Below are 17,543 nucleotides of genomic sequence, written 5' to 3'. Positions count from 1 at the left end.
ATAGAAAAGGCATGTCCCGAGGGACATGCCTTTTTATCCGTTCAATTATGCTCTATCTTTAGAAGAGTTTTGCTGTTTTAGTAAGTCGCGAATTTCGCCAAGAAGTTCTTCTTCTTTTGTTGGTTCTGGAAGTTCTTCCTCTTTTTCTTCTTCTCTTTTAGATGTTAGTTTGTTGAAAACTTTAACAAACATAAAGATAGCAGCTGCAATAATTAAGAAATCAAAAATAGTTTGGATGAAGTTACCATACATAATAGATGATTTACCGAATGTAATTTTTAAATCTGTAAAGTCAACGCCACCTAATACCATACCAAGTAATGGTGTGATGATATCTTTTACTAAAGAACTAACGATTTTACCGAATGCAGCACCGATTACAACCCCGACAGCTAAATCGATTACATTCCCTTTGAAAGCGAACTTTTTAAACTCGTTCCACATGTGTTAATCCCATCCTTTCCACGATTCATTATGAAATTTATAATTCCTATCAACATATTCTATAGAAATTTACGAGAGAAATAAAGAGGGAATGGGAATGAAAGTAAATTCTGAAAAATGTATCCGTTTTAATTTTTATTTACATCATCTAGTAAAGATTGTAGCATTTGCTGCGTTTTTAATCCTTCTAATCCGTCTACAACAGGCTTTGTATCGCCTTGTACACACTCAATAAAATGATGAACAGCATCTTCAAAACCACGTTGTTTTAACGTCGTATCCCATGATGGGGAACCACTTTGTGAAACTGAGTTTTCCTGTTCAATTTCAAATGTATTCATATTTTTTACGCGAATGATTTTCCCTGGCGTTACAAGTTCAATTTGTTCTAAATTTGTACCGGCATGGCGATGCATTGCAGTAGAAAGTAATAGTCCACTTGGAGTTGTATATGTATGATGTCCGTAAAGAAGTTCATTCTTTTCATTGATTTGCATCATATTGTGAACGGCGTTAAGGTCATCATTAGCTAACCAGCGAGCGGTATCTACAATGTGTAAATAATCATCTAACATAGTGAAGTCGTACGTATATGGCCCGACTTTATTTGTACGATGCTTTTCAATTCGAATCCATGAAATATCATGAGCCTGTTCTTTGGCAGCGACATACATAGGAACGAATCTGCGATTAAATCCGACCATTAATTTTCGGTTATACTTCTCGCTCAACTCGACTAGTTGCTCAGCTTGTTCCACTGTAGCTGCTAGCGGTTTATCAACATAAACGTCGATCCCTTTTTTTAGAAGTTCAGAAACGATTTCATAATGCGATGCAGTTGAACTATGAACGAAGATTGCATCGCATTCCGAAGCTAACATTTCAATAGAATGAAAGTCTTGAATTCGGTATTGCTGGCAAACTTGTTTTCTTTTCTGTGCGTTAGGTGTAAACGCCCCTACAAAATTCCAATCAGTTTCTTTTGTAAGTGTTGGAAGATAGGCCTTTTGCGCAATACTTCCAAGTCCAATCATCCCAATTTTAGGTTTGTTCATGTTTATTCCCCCCTATTAATAGTAATGTAACGGCTTAAATGTAGCATAGGGTGGGGGAGGAAGGCAAAAATTAGCTTTTTACTTACGGCCTTCTAACAAAATCTTCTCTATCTCCTCAAAGTGATGAGCGCGAGCATGCTCTAGCGGAGTAACACCATCATTGTCTGGAATATTTACATCTGCACCGTGCTCAATAAGAAGGCGAATGACTTGTTGCTGTGTTTCGTTTCCGTTACTTAGTACGATGGCTTCCATTAAAGCTGTCCATCCCAGGTTATTTACATGATTTACATCAATATTTGTTCGAGTGAGGAGTTCTTTTATAACGTCAATATAGCCATGTTCTGAGGCTGGGATAAGAGCTGTTCCGCCGTAACGATTTGTAATCGTAGGATCTGCACCAGCATCAATTGTTAGTTTTAAAATGTCTAAGTAACCTTCCGCACCGGCGTATAGAAAGGGATTATTTTTCATGTCATCTTGGATATTTACGTCAGCACCAGCTTCGATAAGTGCCTTTGCGGTTTTTACATCATTTTTGTATGTAGCAATCATAAGCGGAGTACGTCCTTGACTATCCGTCGCATTTATATTTGCGCCTTGTTTTAGTAAAGATATAACAGTATTCGTTTCATTTTTTTCAGTAGCTGCTAGTAGTGCAGTCTCCATGTTTATCATCTCCTTTTTTACTTCTTGTTCTTGCGAGCATCCTTGTAAAAAAATTACGCAACATATCATACTGAATGTTTTTTTGAACATGGAATTTCAACCTCCTAATTTCAACTGTAAAATAGGAACATTAAATTTTTATAAACTGACGCTAAAATTACTATAAAATCGCTTGAGTAATTGAACATATATTTTTATGCTTATAAATAATAAGGTTTGATAAAGTGAGGATTTAAGATATGTCTATTAAAACAAGGTTTTTATTTTCTTATATTGCTGTTATCCTCGTTTCCATTACGCTTATATTAGTCACGGGATTTTTAATCGTTTTTTCGATAACAGGTGACTTGGAAGCAGTGAAAAATTTCTATAAAAGTTCTTACATTCAAAAGCCGCTTACACCAGAAGAAGAGAATGCCTATCTTGAGTTGAAGTCAGCAGCCAAACAGCATCAATCTCAATTGTTAGATGAGTCGTTTGTCTCAGCAATAGAAAAAGAGGGTGTGAAAATAGTAGTAAGAAAAGGAGAAACACTTTCATATGCTTCAAACGTATTTGAAAGTGTATCTTTAAAAGAAGCCCTTCCGAAATTTGAATCAGCAAATATTAATAGTCGTGGTACAACGGAACTAGGCGATACATTTTATCGATATGTAAAGTTTGATTTTTATTTTCCTCAGGAAGAAGAGGGAAGTATATTTGTATTAAAAAAGCAAAGTTCATTTGTAGATCTTACACAAAAATTATTTCCAATCTTATTCGTATCGCTTTTACTACTAGCCATTTTACTCATTGGATTATTAAGTTACCTCGTTTCAAGAAGTGTAATAAAACCAATTTTTGTATTGAAAGGCGCAACGGAGAAAATTAAAGAAGGAAATTTAGATTTTCAAATACCAATTACATCACACGACGAAATAGGGCAATTAAATCAAGGGTTTGAGGAAATGAGGAAGAGATTAAAAGAATCGATAGAGATGCAAACACAGTATGAAGAAAATCGAAAAGAGCTTATTTCAAACATCTCTCATGACTTAAAAACACCGATTACATCAATTATAGGATATGTAGAAGGAATAAAGGACGGGGTAGCAAATACGCCAGAAAAAATGGATAAGTATTTAACAACTATCCATACGAAGGCAAAACATATGGACACACTCATTGATGAACTATTTTTATTTTCGAAGCTCGATTTGAATCGAGTTCCATTCCAGTTTGAAACAGTTGAATTAAATACGTTTATGCAAGAATTAATAGAAGAGATGCAGATGGATTTAAGTAAAGAAGGTATAGAAGTTAACTTACAATTACATGCATCAACACTATATGTAACGGCTGATTGTGAAAAAATAAATAGAGTGATATCAAATTTAATTCATAATAGTGTGAAATACATGGATAAAGAAGAGAAGAAAATTACTGTAACAGTATCGAGTGATAATAATAAAGTTATTGTGAAAGTGATGGACAACGGATCAGGTATAGAAGCTGATACATTGCCGTATATCTTTGAACGTTTTTATCGTGCAGAGCAATCGCGGAATTCTAGCACAGGTGGAAGTGGACTTGGTTTAGCAATAGCGAAGCAAATTGTTGAAGAACATGGCGGGGAAATTTGGGCGGAAAGCGAGCTTGGTAAAGGCACAAGCATTTTCTTCTCATTGGAAAAAGTAGAGGAATGTGGTGAGTAAATTGAAAAGAATTTTATTAATAGAAGATGAAGTAAGTATTGCAGAATTACAGCGAGATTATTTAGAAATTAATGATTTCCAAGTTGATGTAGAGCATTCAGGAGAAATAGGTTTACAAACAGCCTTGCAAGAAGACTATGATTTAATTATTTTAGATATTATGCTTCCGAAAATGAACGGATTCGAAATTTGTAAACAAATACGTGCTGTAAAAGATATTCCGATTCTACTTGTTTCAGCAAAAAAAGAAGATATAGATAAAATCCGCGGACTTGGATTAGGAGCGGATGATTATATAACGAAACCGTTTAGCCCGAGTGAATTAGTCGCAAGAGTAAAAGCACATATTGCCCGTTATGAAAGATTATTAGGAAATGTAAGTAAGCAACGTGATACGTTATATATTCACGGAATTTCTATCGATCAACGAGCGAGAAAAGTTTTTATAAACAATGAAGAAGTTGCGTTTACAACGAAGGAATTTGATTTATTAACATTCTTTGTCACACATCCAAACCAAGTATTAAATAAAGAACAGTTATTTGAACGCATTTGGGGATTAGATTCCGCTGGGGATTTAGCCACTGTTGTCGTCCACATTAGAAAGCTACGTGAAAAAATTGAAAGAGATCCTGCTCACCCGCAATATATTGAAACAGTATGGGGAGCTGGTTATCGTTTTAACGTGTAATATACCTGCCGAGTAATTGGCAGGTTTTTTGTATGTTATTCGAATGAAAAGGAAGGAATAGGTAATTTATGTTAAAATGTAAAGAGAAACAAAACAGAGGAGAGCATGAGAGGGTGTGCTACATTTTGGGAGATACATTACAAGATAATAAATCAAACAAGGTCTTAAGGATTGGAACTAATATTATAATTATTTTATTAATTATTGGTGCAATACAAATGTTTTATGATAAAGATTATACAAATGATCATTTCGGCTGGTTATTTTTAGTATTAGGTTGGATAGTTAGAAGCATTTTTAATATTACGATAGGTTTAAAAGAAGGAGATAAAAAGTCAGTGTTGTTTGATGTAGGTTTGGTGCTCTTTTCCTTTTATCTTTTATTTTTATATAGTACGAAATATTTCTTCTGAAAATTTAGCTCATAGTCTTATAGAGACTGTGAGCTTTCCTTAATAATAACGGTACTGGCGTAACGATTTATAAAATATTTGAGTAGTAGAAGTAAACAGGGTCGCTTCTTCTAAAAAAGGATAATGGTTGCTGTTTTCGAATGGAATGAAGATAGAATTACGTATCCCATCATGTATCTCGATAGAATATTGAACTGGACACTGCACATCATATCTTCCGCATATAATAAGTGTCTTTGTTTGGATGAAAGGTAAATACTCTCTTAAATCATATGAAGGATATTCATTGGCGAAAGCGTTCATCCGGCTAACGGACATTGTTTTATTGATTGGTTTACAAAAATAAGAGTTGTAGTTTTCTGGTTTATACAATGATAATTTTGTTCTCTCAGTAGATAGTTCTTTTCGTTCTTCACTTGTAAGGTGAGGGCTTTTTAAGTTTTCGATGAGTTTTTGCATATAATGAAACTGTGGATGTGCTGGGTGATAAATGCAAAATGGTGTTTCGGTATAGTTACTTGCTGCAGCTCCTGCTACGACTAATGATTGTAAGGAATTTGGATATGTAATCGCATATAAAAGTCCAAGCATACCACCTGTTGAATGACCGGCGAAATGCCATGTTGGAAGTTGTAATGCTTCTCGTATTGCTTCTAAGTCGTGGATTGTTTCAATCATGCTTAATTCGTTTTCTGACTGGGCGGTTACAGAGCGACCAGTATCTCGTAAATTAATGAGAAATACACGATGCGTAGCAGTAAAAACATCCGCAAAGTAATCACCAGTTTCATTAAATTGTGAATAGTGATGTGTAATACAAAGCGATTCGCCATTTCCTTTTGTAAAGAGTTCAAATGTACCGCGTTTCGTGTTGATTATTTGTTGTGTCCACATAATATCACGACCTTTTCTCATAAAAGTTGGGCCAGACTGTTATAAAATGAAAATATATCAGCGATTATTAGAATATATCGGCGCAACTCGGAATATATCAGCGATTATCAAAATATATCGGCGTAACTCGGAATATATCAGCGATTATTAAAATATATCGACTTACCGACAGAAAACGACAATAATAGCAAGCTTTAAATAAAAGGAGGCTATTCAAAAACGAGCCTCCTTTTCTTTTAGTATAAAGATTTTGTCATATTATTCCGAATAATTTCAAGGGATTTCGCTACAGTTAATGCGTTTTTTTCTTCAATTTCTGGTTTACGGGGGATAGGTTTATACATGTTGTCTGGATCTTCCCATGTGAGGGGAAGTTCTGTTTCTGCTTGTCCTTTCCAAGCTTCAATCCATTCTGGAGGGAGATAACCTGAGATGTTTTGGATGTTGTTCATTTCGAGCCAAATGAGCGCCCAAGCTCTTGGAACGACGCGCCAGTGATCATAGCCACCGCCGCCGACAGCGATCCAGCGACCGTCGCAATATTCATTAGCAATTTCACGAGCGAGCTTCGGTATTTCGCGGTAAATATTCATTGTCGCACAAAGATGTGTAAGTGGGTCATAATAATGTGCGTCAGCACCATTTTGCGTTAAAATAATATCCGGTTTAAAGTACGCTGCAACTTCTTTTACAACAGTTCGATATGATTCTAAGAATGATTCATCTTCTGTAAAAGCATCGAGTGGAACGTTAAAAGAATAACTATAACCATTACCTTGTCCACGTTCGTTTACAGCGCCAGTTCCAGGGAATAAATAGCGACCAGTTTCATGCAGTGAAATGGTGCATACGTTAGGGTCATCATAAAACGACCACTGTACGCCATCACCGTGATGAGCATCTGTATCAATATATAAGACGCGTAAACCGTATTTCTTTTGAATATATTTCATTGCGATAGAACTGTCGTTATAAATACAAAAGCCAGATGCTTTGCCGCGAAAGCCGTGATGTAAGCCGCCGCCCAAATTAAGTGCGTGTTTTACTTTTCCGGAAAGAACAGCATCGACAGCTGTTAACGTACCGCCAACGAGCAATGCGCTTGCTTCGTGCATATTTGGGAACATCGGTGTATCTTCTGTTCCGAGTCCATATGTCATTGCAATTGATTTTTCTAACTTTCCTTCTCCAGCACGTTTTACCGCATTTATGTACTCCTCTGTATGAACGTAGGCGATCTCTTCATCTGTAGCCATCCGTGGTGAGATGATTTGAGAGGGAGAGATGAAACCGCCCTTTTGTAATAAATCATACGTAAGTGTGACGCGCAGTTGGTTAAAAGGATGATCAGGGCTAAATGAATAGCCCCGAAAGTCATCCGAATAAATAAACGCGCTACTCATGCCTGCATCCCCATGATGTTTGGCCATAATACGCGGTAACCTTCTGCTTCAAGTGCATCAATCACTTTTAGAGGATTCATCGTTTGAATGCGGAAAACGAGTACTTTATCATTCTCGTCTTTTGCTGGGTAGACGAGAACGCTCACGATATTTATTTGTAAATCACTAAAAATAGCAACGACTTTTCCAAGAATACCAGGTTCGTTTTTTACTTGAATTTCAATTTGCGAACTTGGTTGATGTGCTCCTGTTAATTTTACTAATGTGTGCAGTACTGTAGATTCAGAAATGATTCCAACTAACTTCCCAGCCTTTGTAACAGGAAGACAGCCAATTTTATTTTCAAAAAATAAAGTAGCAATTTCCTCAACGAAATCGAGAGGATGGCAAGTCATAACAGGATGTTTCATAATAAGTTCGAGCGGTTGCTGTAGCATATCGATTGAAACTTGTTCATCTAGAATAGACGGACTTGCATCTCTTACATCCCGATCAGAAATAATGCCTACGACGTGATTATTTTGATCGACAATTGGAATGTGCCGAATGCCTTTCGTGCGTATCGTTCGGATTGCTGTTTCGATTGTATCGTTTGGATGCAATGTAACTACATTTTGATTCATAATTTCTTCTACAATCATTCCAGTTGCCCCCTTTATTAATACATAAAACGATTGTGAAAACGTAGACGATCAAAAGCTTGAATAGAATCCGTATCAACGCGTTTACCGATGTGGACCATTAAACAGTTGGCAGGATGTGAACAAATTTCAGGATCGTCTGTAGCCATCCATTGTAACCCGCCAGCATTCATCATCTTCTCCATTACTTTTCGGTATTCCCACACATTCAATCCTGTTTGTTTCAAATCCCAGTGCCAATAATATTCAGTCGTCAATATAATGTAATCTTCCATATAATCGTCCATCATAGAAACCTCTAGTAAGTTCTTTCCGACAGAACTCCCGCGGAAGGCTGGGACTACTTCAATTGCCCCAAGCTCAATTAAGTTTTCCATTTTTCCTTCTGACCATCGTTCAAGTGGATCAGGATACAAGTATGTAACATATCCAACAATTGTTTGGTCATGTCTAGCAATAATGAGACGAGCTTCTGGTAATTTAGAAATTTCGACAATTGCTTTATATTGTTGCTCGGCAGGACGAAACGCAATTAAGTCTGGATGAAACTCATACATTTCTAAGTTATGTGTAGAGACAGGACCTTCAATAATTAAAGTGCCTTTCGCTGTTTTTAAGTTTCTAGCATTATATATTTTTTTATGAATCAATGTATTGCTCACCACCTTGAGGGTTTGTGAATCTATTAATATCGTACTTTATAATATATGCGATGTGAATCGAAATTTGTCATTAAAAATTTGTCTAAAAATCAACAAATATACTGAAAATTTTAAATAATATCATTATAATAGATAATAGAATACATAGGAGGGGGATGTAAAGTATGAAAGTAGAAACGCTTCCTGTCATTAAAGGAGAAAATAATTTGCCGAATTATGATGAGGCATACGCGAATTTTAACTGGGAAGAGGTTAATAAAAACTTTACTTGGAATGAAACAGGCCGAGTAAATATGGCGTATGAGGCAATTGATAAGCATGCGAAATCCGATCGAAAGAATAAAGTAGCTCTTTATTATCAAGATGGATCGCGAAAAGAGAAATATACATTTAAGGAAATGAAGGATTTTTCTAATAAAGCAGGAAACGTCCTTAAGAACTATGGTGATGTAGAAAAAGGCGATCGCGTTTTTATTTTTATGCCACGTTCTCCAGAGTTATATTTCGCACTTTTAGGTGCAGTGAAATTAGGAGCAATTGTTGGACCGCTATTTGAAGCATTTATGGAAGGCGCAGTTCGCGATCGCTTAGAAGATAGCGAAGCAAAGGTGTTAATTACAACGCCTGAATTGTTAGAGCGCGTACCATTAAATGATTTACCGGCTTTAAAAACAGTTTTCCTTGTTGGAGATAATGTAGAAGAAGGCGGTAAAACGGTAGCGTTCAATCCTTTATTTGAACAAGCTTCAAAAGAATTACATATTGAATGGTTAGGCCGTGAAGACGGTTTGATTTTACATTACACGTCTGGTTCTACTGGTAAGCCAAAAGGTGTGCTTCATGCGCAAAACGCAATGGTTCAGCACTATCAAACGGCGAAGTGGGTGTTAGATTTAAAAGAAGACGATGTATATTGGTGTACTGCTGACCCGGGCTGGGTAACTGGAACAGCTTACGGTATTTTCGCACCGTGGTTAGTTGGAGCGTCAAATGTTATTTTAGGTGGACGCTTTAGTCCAGAAGCTTGGTATGAAGCGCTGCAAGATTACGGTGTAACGGTTTGGTACAGCGCACCAACAGCATTCCGTATGTTAATGGGAGCTGGACAAGACGCAATTAAAAAATATGACTTATCACAAGTGCGCCACGTATTAAGCGTTGGTGAGCCGTTAAATCCAGAAGTAATTCGCTGGGGTATGAATGCATTTGGACTTCGTATTCATGATACGTGGTGGATGACAGAAACAGGTGGACAAGTTATTTGTAACTACCCTTGTATGGAAATCCGTCCAGGCTCAATGGGTAAACCAATTCCAGGTGTGAAAGCAGCGATTGTTGATAATGAAGGAAATGAAGTGCCTCCTTACACGATGGGTAACTTAGCAATTGCGAAAGGTTGGCCATCTATGATGCGTGGGATCTGGAATAACCAGCAAAAATATGAATCTTATTTCATGCCGGGAGATTGGTACGTATCAGGTGACTCTGCCTATATGGATGAAGATGGATACTTCTGGTTCCAAGGGCGTATTGACGATGTAATTATGACGTCAGGTGAGCGCGTTGGTCCGTTTGAAGTAGAAAGTAAATTAATCGAGCATGGTGCTGTTGCAGAAGCTGGTGTAATTGGTATTCCTGATCCGGTGCGCGGCGAAATTATTAAAGCATTTATCGCACTTCGAGCAGGATACGAACCATCTGATGAATTAAAAGAAGAAATTCGTCAATTTGTAAAGAAAGGCCTAGCAGCTCATGCAGCGCCACGACAAATTGAATTTAGAGATAAATTACCGAAAACGAGAAGTGGTAAAATTATGCGACGCGTATTAAAAGCGTGGGAGTTAAACTTACCAACAGGTGACTTATCAACGATGGAAGATTAAGAGAGAAAGGTCTGAACGAAAAATGTTCAGGCCTTTCTTTTTTATGATATCATGAACTTATATATATAAGTTAAAGGGGATAGTATGATGAAAACAGAAAAGGAAAAGATGATACTAGGAGAAATGTACATACCGGCTGATCCAGTTTTAGTTCAAGAGAGGGAGCAAGCACGTATATTAACGAGAAAATTAAATGATACGCCAGAAGAGCAATTGAAAGAGCGTAGCGAAATCGTAAAAGAATTATTCGGAACGACAGGAGATAATATTCATCTTGAATCTTCTTTTAGATGTGATTACGGCTATAACATTCATGTCGGTGAAAATTTTTACGCGAACTTTGACTGTACGATTTTAGACGTATGCCCGGTAACAATCGGAGTGAACTGTATGTTAGCTCCAGGTGTTCACATTTATACAGCAACGCACCCACTTGATCCGGTAGAGCGTATAAGCGGATCAGAATACGGAAAACCAGTTACAATTGGCGATAACGTATGGATTGGCGGAAGAGCAATTATTAATCCAGGTGTAACAATTGGAGACAATGCGGTGATCGCATCTGGTGCTGTCGTAACGAAAGATGTGCCTAATAATGTAGTAGTTGGCGGGAATCCTGCAAAGATTATAAAAAAACTAAAATAATATTTGAACGAAGTGCCTTCCTCGTCTGTATACATTTATGAAAGAATAGATGAGGGAGGCTTTTTTATGTCTAATAAATTACTTCTTACTTTTGCTGTAATTGGAATTATAGTTGTATTTTCTTGTGGTCTTTTCTTACCGATACCAATTGGATATAGAGTATCAATGCTTACAGCTGGAGTTATAATGGGTGTTATGTTTTCAATCATTATTCCATTTGATAGAAAACATATAGTACGGAAAAATGGATATAAAATTGATTTTACAAAAACAAAAGTGTATTTTCGCTGGAATGTATTTGACACTATTTCTATCTGCCTTGCGTTGTATGCATGCATATGTGTGCAAGCGTTAAATACTTTAGTTACAATGGGATTTACGATTCAAAACCCATATGTGCAATTTTTTACAAATCAATCACAATTGTGGATTTTTATTGCGATTGCATATTTAATTTCCCGTATTTCATTAACGTTAAAAGGAATAAAGGAGATCAAAAATCATGGCGCAGATTGGGATTGAGGAGGAGCTCATGCTTGCGTATCAAAGTGGAGATAAACAAGCGGGAGAAAGACTATATGTTTTAATCAAACCAGCGCTATACACATTTTTATATCGATTTAACCGAGATGAACAATTAAGTATCGATCTTGTGCAAGATACGTTTTTGACGCTAGAGCGTAAGAAACATATGTATGAACTTGAAAAAGGTAAAATAAAAACGTATTTATTTCAAATTGGTTATCGTCTTATGATTAATAAATTAAATAGGAGAAAAAAGTGGCGTACGCTTTTGCCATTTTTAGTGCCGATTCCGGAAAAAGAATTTTCTCACGAAGATCGGCTCACAGTAAGAGAAGCAATTTTGAAAGTTCCAGAAGAGCAAAGAGCGGTCCTAATCCTTTCTTATTATCATGACATGCAGCAAAAAGAAATTGCAGAGATATTAAACATTCCGATTGGAACGGTGAAATCGAGACTTCATAACGGGATAAAGAAATTGAAACAATTGCTGGAGGTGGACGAAATTGAGCGAAAATCCCTTTAAGAGTGAATATAAGTTAAAGCAACATTTAGATAGTGATCATGTAGAAATACCAGACTTTCCAAAAACGGTAAGTCGATTCGATCGATTAATCGGGTTTCTTGGTTCCCCAGCGAAAGATCCTGTGGAGGCGACCATTGGGAATGATTTATCGATTGTGTTTCATGTATCGTTATTAGTTGGGGTTCCAATTCTTTCTCTTATTACGATACTCTTTATGGTGTTGTAAAGGATTGACAAGAAGGGAAACCTGACCTCTATTTGACATGCCTATATAAATGATGGTATAAAGAAAAGTATATGAATAATTGAGCGTGGAAAGGGAGAAGTAGTGATCATTTCCCTGTTTTAGAGAGCTGATGGCCGGTGAAAATCAGCACATAGATGATCGCGAATTACGCCCCTAGAGCATCTTTTTTCGATTGAATTTTATTCAAAAGGGAAAAGACGGTGCTAAGCCGTTATGTAAATAAGGTGGTAGGCTTTTTTGCCTGCAACTAGGGTGGTAACGCGATAATCAAAATCGTCCCTTATTTGAAGGGGCGATTTTTTTATGTTTTCAACCTTCACGCCAGTAATGAACTTAAAGGAGAGTATGTAGGATATGGGTATTTTACAAGATCTTGAATTTCGCGGTCTAATTAATCAGCAAACAGATGCTGAGGGCCTTGAGCAATTATTAGAAAAAGAAAGCGTTAAATTATACTGTGGTTTCGACCCGACAGCGGATAGCTTACACATTGGTCATATGTTACCAGTATTAATGTTACGTCGTTTCCAATTAGCTGGTCACCAACCAATCGCACTTGTTGGCGGTGGTACTGGTATGATCGGTGACCCGAGTGGTAAAAAAGCAGAACGTACATTAAATACGAAAGATACAGTTGCTTACTACACAGAAAGCATTAAAAACCAACTTTCAAACTTCTTAGAGTTTGAAAACGTGGACAACCCAGCAACGATGGCTAACAACTACGACTGGCTTGGTAGCTTAGATGTAATTTCATTCTTACGCGATATCGGTAAAAACTTCGGTTTAAACTATATGTTAGCAAAAGATACAGTAGCATCTCGTTTAGAAACTGGTATTTCATTCACTGAGTTTAGTTACATGATTTTACAATCATACGACTTCTTAAACTTATATCAGCAACATAATTGCCGTCTACAAATCGGTGGTAGTGACCAATGGGGTAACATTACAGCTGGTCTTGAATTAATCCGTAAATCAGAAGAAGATGCGAAAGCATTCGGTTTAACAATTCCACTAGTTACTAAATCTGACGGTACGAAGTTTGGTAAAACCGAAGGCGGCGCAATTTGGTTAGACCCAGAGAAAACAACTCCTTACGAGTTCTACCAATTCTGGATTAACACAGATGACCGCGACGTTGTTAAATACTTAAAATACTTCACATTCTTATCTCATGAAGAAATTCTTGAGCTTGAAAAGCAAGTAGCTGAAGCGCCAGAAAAACGTGCAGCACAAAAAGCATTAGGTTCTGAAATGACAAAACTTGTTCACGGCGAAGAAGCATTAGAGCAAGCGATTAAAATTTCAGCTGCATTATTCAGCGGTTCTGTAGCAGAACTGACTGCAAGCGAAATCGAGCAAGGATTCAAAGACGTACCATCTGTAGAACGTACTGCAGAAGATACAGTATTAATCGACTTACTTGTAGAAAGCAAAATCTCTCCATCAAAACGTCAAGCACGTGAAGATGTAACGAACGGCGCAATCTACGTGAACGGTGAGCGTACACAAGCATTAGACTACGTTGTAACAGAAAACGACCGCATCGAAGGTAAATTCACAATCATTCGCCGCGGTAAGAAGAAATATTTCTTAATTCGTTACTAATAAATAAAAAGCTTTGAGGAATTTCCTCAAAGCTTTTTTGTTTTAATCTCCTTTTCGAGTTCATACGGAAATCACATGTAAGCGGTATGATAAACGTATAACAATTAGAAAGGAGTGGTAAAACGAAATGTCACTAGAAGCGTTGATTATTTTTTCTTTGCTAAACGCGGGTCAACTTGCAGAGAATTCGAAAGTTGATATACATAAAGAGCAGAAAGATGCTTATGTATATGTTCAAAAAGAGGAAAATAAATAACTTTAATATATATAAATAAAAGCTACTCGAAGTAACTGTTTTGGTGTCTTCGGTAGCTTTTTACATTATGAATAAATAGGAATCAATTCTCGCTTAAAATCTTCGTACATTTCAAAGGCAATTTTCATGATTTCTTTGAGTTCATCGTAACTGTGGAAGCATGGACGAAGTATTTTTTCTGTATCATTTGATAATATTGCTACAAACATAGCCCATGGATCTCCAGCTCTTATTGCACCATTATGTCGTGCAGACCAAATAAACTCAACAAGGCCATGTTTTAAACTAATATTAAATCTAAAAGTATAGATGTTTTTATTCTTGACCTCACCAACAATAAAAAAGTTTTCTTTTTTCATAAAACGAGCTTTATAGCCAAGAGACTCAAATACTGCAATTACTTTTTCGTTTTCATAGTTTTCAAATGTGTTTTCTCTATCTGGAAATTGTTTTGATAATGCTTTATATCTCTGAATAAAATCAATTTTCTCAAGTACCTCTTTAATTTCGGGTTCTAAATCATACGCCATCAATTATTCCTCCCTAAATCTAATATAAATATCATATTTTTCTTTTGCTAGCTTGATATATCCATCTATTTTTTTGAATTTTTTATTAGATGTTGGAATCTCTAAAATATATCTTCCTTCTAGTAACTTTCCCTCCCCTTACAAGAAAATAATACCAATTTAAGGAAGGGGTTGTAAATTGAATATTCTAATAATTTGACAGTTAAAGAGATACTTGTTCATTAAGTTTTTTTAATCTTATTCAGATGCTCGGGTGATGAAGAGGTTTTTAAGTTGAATGTGAATAGAAAAAGGGAAGGTATAGATTATGTACAAATAAATACGTTGTAAAAATAATGTTAACAAAAGGAGAGTACAGCAAAGAAAAATGAATTAAGGGGTAGGTTTTTATTAATGTGGATAAAAATGGATGAAATTTTAGAGAGAGGGCTAAGTTTTATTTTGTTACATTGTTCCGTTTTTATACATATACAGGCTATATTTAATAAAAAAAGCCCAGGCCCCTTGATAAACAAGGTTCCTAAGGCTTTTAATAATACTCTTTGCAGAGTACCGAGATTAACGAGAGTAGAACTCTACGATTAATGCTTCGTTGATTTCAGCTGGTAACTCAGAACGCTCAGCGTGACGAGTGTAAGTAGCTTCTAATTTGTCAGCATCGAAAGTTAAGTATTCTGGTACGAAGTTGTTAACTTCGATCGCTTCTTTAACAACAACAAGGCTGTTAGATTTTTCGCGAACGCTGATAGTTTGACCAGGTTTTACACGGTAAGATGGGATATCTACGCGAGCGCCATCAACCATGATGTGACCGTGGTTTACTAATTGGCGAGCTGCACGACGAGTGCGAGCTAAGCCCATACGGTAAACTAAGTTGTCAAGACGAGCTTCAAGAAGGATCATGAAGTTTTCGCCGTGCTTACCAGGCATTTTACCTGCTTGGTCAAATGTGCGACGGAATTGACGCTCAGTCATGCCGTACATGTGACGAAGTTTTTGTTTCTCTTGTAATTGTAAACCGTATTCTGAAAGTTTCTTACGTTGGTTAGGACCGTGAGGACCTGGTGCGTAAGGGCGTTTTTCTAATTCTTTTCCTGTGCCGCTTAGAGAGATTCCAAGACGACGAGACAGTTTCCAAGCTGGACCTGTATAACGAGCCATAGTTGACTCCTCCTTTAAAAATGTTTTTATTTACGTAAAATAAAAACAGACGTAATCGATATTTACGGGCATTTTGTTTTCATGTACCTTCGCTCCAGCAGCAGGGAGTTACGAGATACACCTCCGTAGAGGAACAAAATACAAACGATAAACTCACATTACAAGGCTGCCTTTTTATTTTACACAAACGCTATTATATCTTTTACCCAGAGTTTCGTCAAGCGAGTACGTTTTTGTTTTATGCATATAAATTTTGGAAATTAATATAAGAAGGAATTTAAAACAATATAGAAGAAGAGATAGAAACACAAATAAAACGTTTACATAAAATGAAGGAAAACGTTCATCAAATTTTTATGGATGAATATGCGGCAATAAAAACATAAGGGGGATGTTTTTATGAAAAAGAAGCATATGGAGACAGCGTTAATTCATCACGGTTATACACCTGAGGAACATAAAGGAAGTTTAACACCACCTTTATTTCAAACTTCTACATTTACATTTGAGACTGCGCAGCAAGGAGAGGCGAGTTTTGCGGGAGTGGATCCATCTTATATTTACTCACGGCTTGGAAATCCAACTGTGAAATTATTTGAAGAACGTATGGCGGTGTTAGAAGGAGGAGAAGAGGCACTTGCCTTCGGATCTGGTATGGCAGCTATTTCAGCGACTTTAATCGGTTTTTTAAAGGCTGGAGATCATATTATTTGTTCAAATGGATTATACGGATGCACGTACGGTTTTTTAGAAGTGTTAGAAGAAAAATTTATGATTACGCATTCGTTTTGTGATATGGAGACAGAGGTTGATATTGAAAATAAAATTCGTCCAAATACAAAGCTTATTTTCGTTGAAACACCAATTAATCCGACAATGAAATTAATTGATTTAAAACAAGTGATTCGGGTTGCGAAGCGAAAAGGCTTACTTGTTATTGTTGATAATACGTTTTGTTCACCCTATTTACAAAGACCGCTTGAGCTTGGCTGTGACGCTGTTGTGCATAGTGCGACAAAATATATTGGTGGTCACGGTGACGTTGTAGCAGGTGTAACAATTTGTAAAACGAAAGCATTAGCTGAAAAGATTCGCCCGATGCGAAAGGATATCGGCGGTATTATGGCGCCGTTTGATGCGTGGTTATTATTACGTGGGTTAAAGACGTTAGCAGTAAGAATGGATCGTCATTGTGATAATGCAGAAAAAATTGTATCGTTCTTAAGAAAACATGATGCGGTAGAAGGTGTTTGGTATCCAGAAGGGGAGTTAGCATCTCGTCAAATGAAACGCGGGGGCGGTGTTATTTCTTTTTCAGTAAAAGGCGGAAAAGAAGAGACGCAAGCGTTTATTAATGATCTTCACTTTATTACAATTGCGGTGAGTTTAGGAGATACAGAAACGTTAATTCAGCATCCAGCAACGATGACGCACGCTGCGATTCCAGCGGAACTAAGAAAAGAAATGGGCATTTTCGATAATTTAATACGCTTATCGGTCGGTTTAGAATCGTGGGAGGATATCGTTTCTGATTTAGAGCAGGCATTAAAGAAAATATCTACTGTTAATCAATGAAAAAAGAGTGAGCTATCGGTT

Annotated in this window: 20 protein-coding genes and 1 other annotated feature; of the genes, 11 read left to right on the top strand and 9 right to left on the bottom strand. The window is 36.7% G+C overall.

Going from position 1 to position 17,543, the window contains the following annotated elements; all coding sequences use genetic code 11:
* Window positions 1-45 precede the first annotated feature (45 nt).
* The 3 genes from mscL to N2V80_RS23315 form a co-directional block, all read right to left on the bottom strand.
* Complete coding sequence (mscL, locus tag N2V80_RS23325) at window positions 46-444, bottom strand: large-conductance mechanosensitive channel protein MscL (RefSeq protein WP_000267003.1); 399 nt, start codon at window positions 442-444, stop codon at window positions 46-48.
* A gap of 128 nt (window positions 445-572) precedes the next feature.
* The gene (locus N2V80_RS23320) at window positions 573-1,499 is read right to left on the bottom strand and encodes a Gfo/Idh/MocA family protein (protein WP_001039709.1); all 927 of its coding nucleotides are present in this window, start codon (window positions 1,497-1,499) and stop codon (window positions 573-575) included.
* Between the two features lie 78 nt (window positions 1,500-1,577).
* The gene (locus tag N2V80_RS23315) at window positions 1,578-2,258 is read right to left on the bottom strand and encodes an ankyrin repeat domain-containing protein (RefSeq protein WP_000474110.1); all 681 of its coding nucleotides are present in this window, start codon (window positions 2,256-2,258) and stop codon (window positions 1,578-1,580) included.
* Window positions 2,259-2,407: 149 nt separating this feature from the next.
* On the opposite strand from N2V80_RS23315, the gene N2V80_RS23310 reads away from it, so the two are divergent.
* The 3 genes from N2V80_RS23310 to N2V80_RS23300 all read left to right on the top strand — a co-directional run bounded on the left by N2V80_RS23310 (window position 2,408) and on the right by N2V80_RS23300 (window position 4,966).
* Window positions 2,408-3,862, top strand: coding sequence for a sensor histidine kinase (locus N2V80_RS23310; RefSeq protein WP_061654600.1), 1,455 nt, complete (start codon window positions 2,408-2,410; stop codon window positions 3,860-3,862).
* A gap of 1 nt (window position 3,863) precedes the next feature.
* Window positions 3,864-4,553 carry a response regulator transcription factor gene (locus N2V80_RS23305; protein ID WP_001986686.1) on the top strand — a complete coding sequence of 230 codons (690 nt, stop codon included), beginning with the start codon at window positions 3,864-3,866 and terminating at the stop codon, window positions 4,551-4,553.
* Between the two features lie 125 nt (window positions 4,554-4,678).
* Window positions 4,679-4,966, top strand: a complete 288-nt coding sequence (locus N2V80_RS23300; RefSeq protein ID WP_000502934.1) for a hypothetical protein — start codon at window positions 4,679-4,681, stop codon at window positions 4,964-4,966.
* A 39-nt stretch (window positions 4,967-5,005) separates the two neighbouring features.
* On the opposite strand, the gene N2V80_RS23295 is transcribed toward N2V80_RS23300, so the two are convergent.
* The 4 genes from N2V80_RS23295 to acuA form a co-directional block, all read right to left on the bottom strand.
* Window positions 5,006-5,881, bottom strand: a complete 876-nt coding sequence (locus tag N2V80_RS23295; protein ID WP_142407735.1) for an alpha/beta fold hydrolase — start codon at window positions 5,879-5,881, stop codon at window positions 5,006-5,008.
* Window positions 5,882-6,096: 215 nt separating this feature from the next.
* Window positions 6,097-7,263 (bottom strand): acetoin utilization protein AcuC, encoded by a 1,167-nt coding sequence (gene acuC / locus N2V80_RS23290; protein WP_000092823.1) that lies wholly within the window; start codon window positions 7,261-7,263, stop codon window positions 6,097-6,099.
* Complete coding sequence (locus N2V80_RS23285; RefSeq protein WP_000634578.1) at window positions 7,260-7,904, bottom strand: acetoin utilization AcuB family protein; 645 nt, start codon at window positions 7,902-7,904, stop codon at window positions 7,260-7,262. Before N2V80_RS23285 ends, acuC begins: the two co-directional genes overlap by 4 nt.
* A 17-nt stretch (window positions 7,905-7,921) precedes the next feature.
* Window positions 7,922-8,554: an acetoin utilization protein acetyltransferase AcuA gene (acuA, locus tag N2V80_RS23280; protein WP_061654598.1), complete on the bottom strand. Its 633-nt coding sequence runs from the start codon at window positions 8,552-8,554 to the stop codon at window positions 7,922-7,924.
* 176 nt (window positions 8,555-8,730) lie between these two features.
* On the opposite strand from acuA, the gene acsA reads away from it, so the two are divergent.
* The 7 genes from acsA (at window position 8,731) to N2V80_RS23245 (ending at window position 14,256) form a co-directional block, all read left to right on the top strand.
* The gene (gene acsA, locus N2V80_RS23275; RefSeq protein WP_000862050.1) at window positions 8,731-10,449 is read left to right on the top strand and encodes an acetate--CoA ligase; all 1,719 of its coding nucleotides are present in this window, start codon (window positions 8,731-8,733) and stop codon (window positions 10,447-10,449) included.
* Window positions 10,450-10,533: 84 nt separating this feature from the next.
* Window positions 10,534-11,094: a maltose acetyltransferase domain-containing protein gene (locus tag N2V80_RS23270; protein ID WP_002026426.1), complete on the top strand. Its 561-nt coding sequence runs from the start codon at window positions 10,534-10,536 to the stop codon at window positions 11,092-11,094.
* A gap of 66 nt (window positions 11,095-11,160) precedes the next feature.
* Entirely contained in the window at window positions 11,161-11,616 is a 456-nt protein-coding gene (locus tag N2V80_RS23265) for a hypothetical protein (protein ID WP_000066457.1), read from the top strand.
* Window positions 11,597-12,142: an RNA polymerase sigma factor gene (locus N2V80_RS23260; RefSeq protein WP_000057201.1), complete on the top strand. Its 546-nt coding sequence runs from the start codon at window positions 11,597-11,599 to the stop codon at window positions 12,140-12,142. Before N2V80_RS23265 ends, N2V80_RS23260 begins: the two co-directional genes overlap by 20 nt.
* Window positions 12,123-12,368, top strand: a complete 246-nt coding sequence (locus tag N2V80_RS23255) for a hypothetical protein (RefSeq protein WP_001293778.1) — start codon at window positions 12,123-12,125, stop codon at window positions 12,366-12,368. The genes N2V80_RS23260 and N2V80_RS23255 overlap by 20 nt, the downstream gene beginning before the upstream one ends.
* A 77-nt stretch (window positions 12,369-12,445) precedes the next feature.
* Window positions 12,446-12,673, top strand: a binding site (T-box leader).
* A 70-nt stretch (window positions 12,674-12,743) separates the two neighbouring features.
* Window positions 12,744-14,000 carry a tyrosine--tRNA ligase gene (gene tyrS / locus N2V80_RS23250; protein WP_000512092.1) on the top strand — a complete coding sequence of 419 codons (1,257 nt, stop codon included), beginning with the start codon at window positions 12,744-12,746 and terminating at the stop codon, window positions 13,998-14,000.
* A 127-nt stretch (window positions 14,001-14,127) separates the two neighbouring features.
* Window positions 14,128-14,256, top strand: a complete 129-nt coding sequence (locus tag N2V80_RS23245; protein ID WP_000050940.1) for a hypothetical protein — start codon at window positions 14,128-14,130, stop codon at window positions 14,254-14,256.
* A gap of 65 nt (window positions 14,257-14,321) precedes the next feature.
* Here N2V80_RS23245 and N2V80_RS23240 read toward each other — a convergent pair whose 3' ends face one another.
* Window positions 14,322-14,786 carry a hypothetical protein gene (locus tag N2V80_RS23240; protein WP_000312819.1) on the bottom strand — a complete coding sequence of 155 codons (465 nt, stop codon included), beginning with the start codon at window positions 14,784-14,786 and terminating at the stop codon, window positions 14,322-14,324.
* Between the two features lie 558 nt (window positions 14,787-15,344).
* Complete coding sequence (gene rpsD, locus N2V80_RS23235; RefSeq protein WP_000135317.1) at window positions 15,345-15,947, bottom strand: 30S ribosomal protein S4; 603 nt, start codon at window positions 15,945-15,947, stop codon at window positions 15,345-15,347.
* A 399-nt stretch (window positions 15,948-16,346) separates the two neighbouring features.
* Between rpsD and megL the strand changes: the two genes are divergently transcribed.
* Window positions 16,347-17,522: a methionine gamma-lyase gene (gene megL / locus N2V80_RS23230; protein ID WP_000726572.1), complete on the top strand. Its 1,176-nt coding sequence runs from the start codon at window positions 16,347-16,349 to the stop codon at window positions 17,520-17,522.
* The last annotated feature ends 21 nt before the right edge of the window (window positions 17,523-17,543 follow it).

The sequence above is a fragment of the Bacillus sp. FSL W8-0640 genome, assembly GCF_038007725.1.
GTDB classification, from domain to species: Bacteria; Bacillota; Bacilli; order Bacillales; family Bacillaceae_G; genus Bacillus_A; species Bacillus_A cereus.
This window is presented reverse-complemented; position numbering and strand designations above follow the sequence as displayed.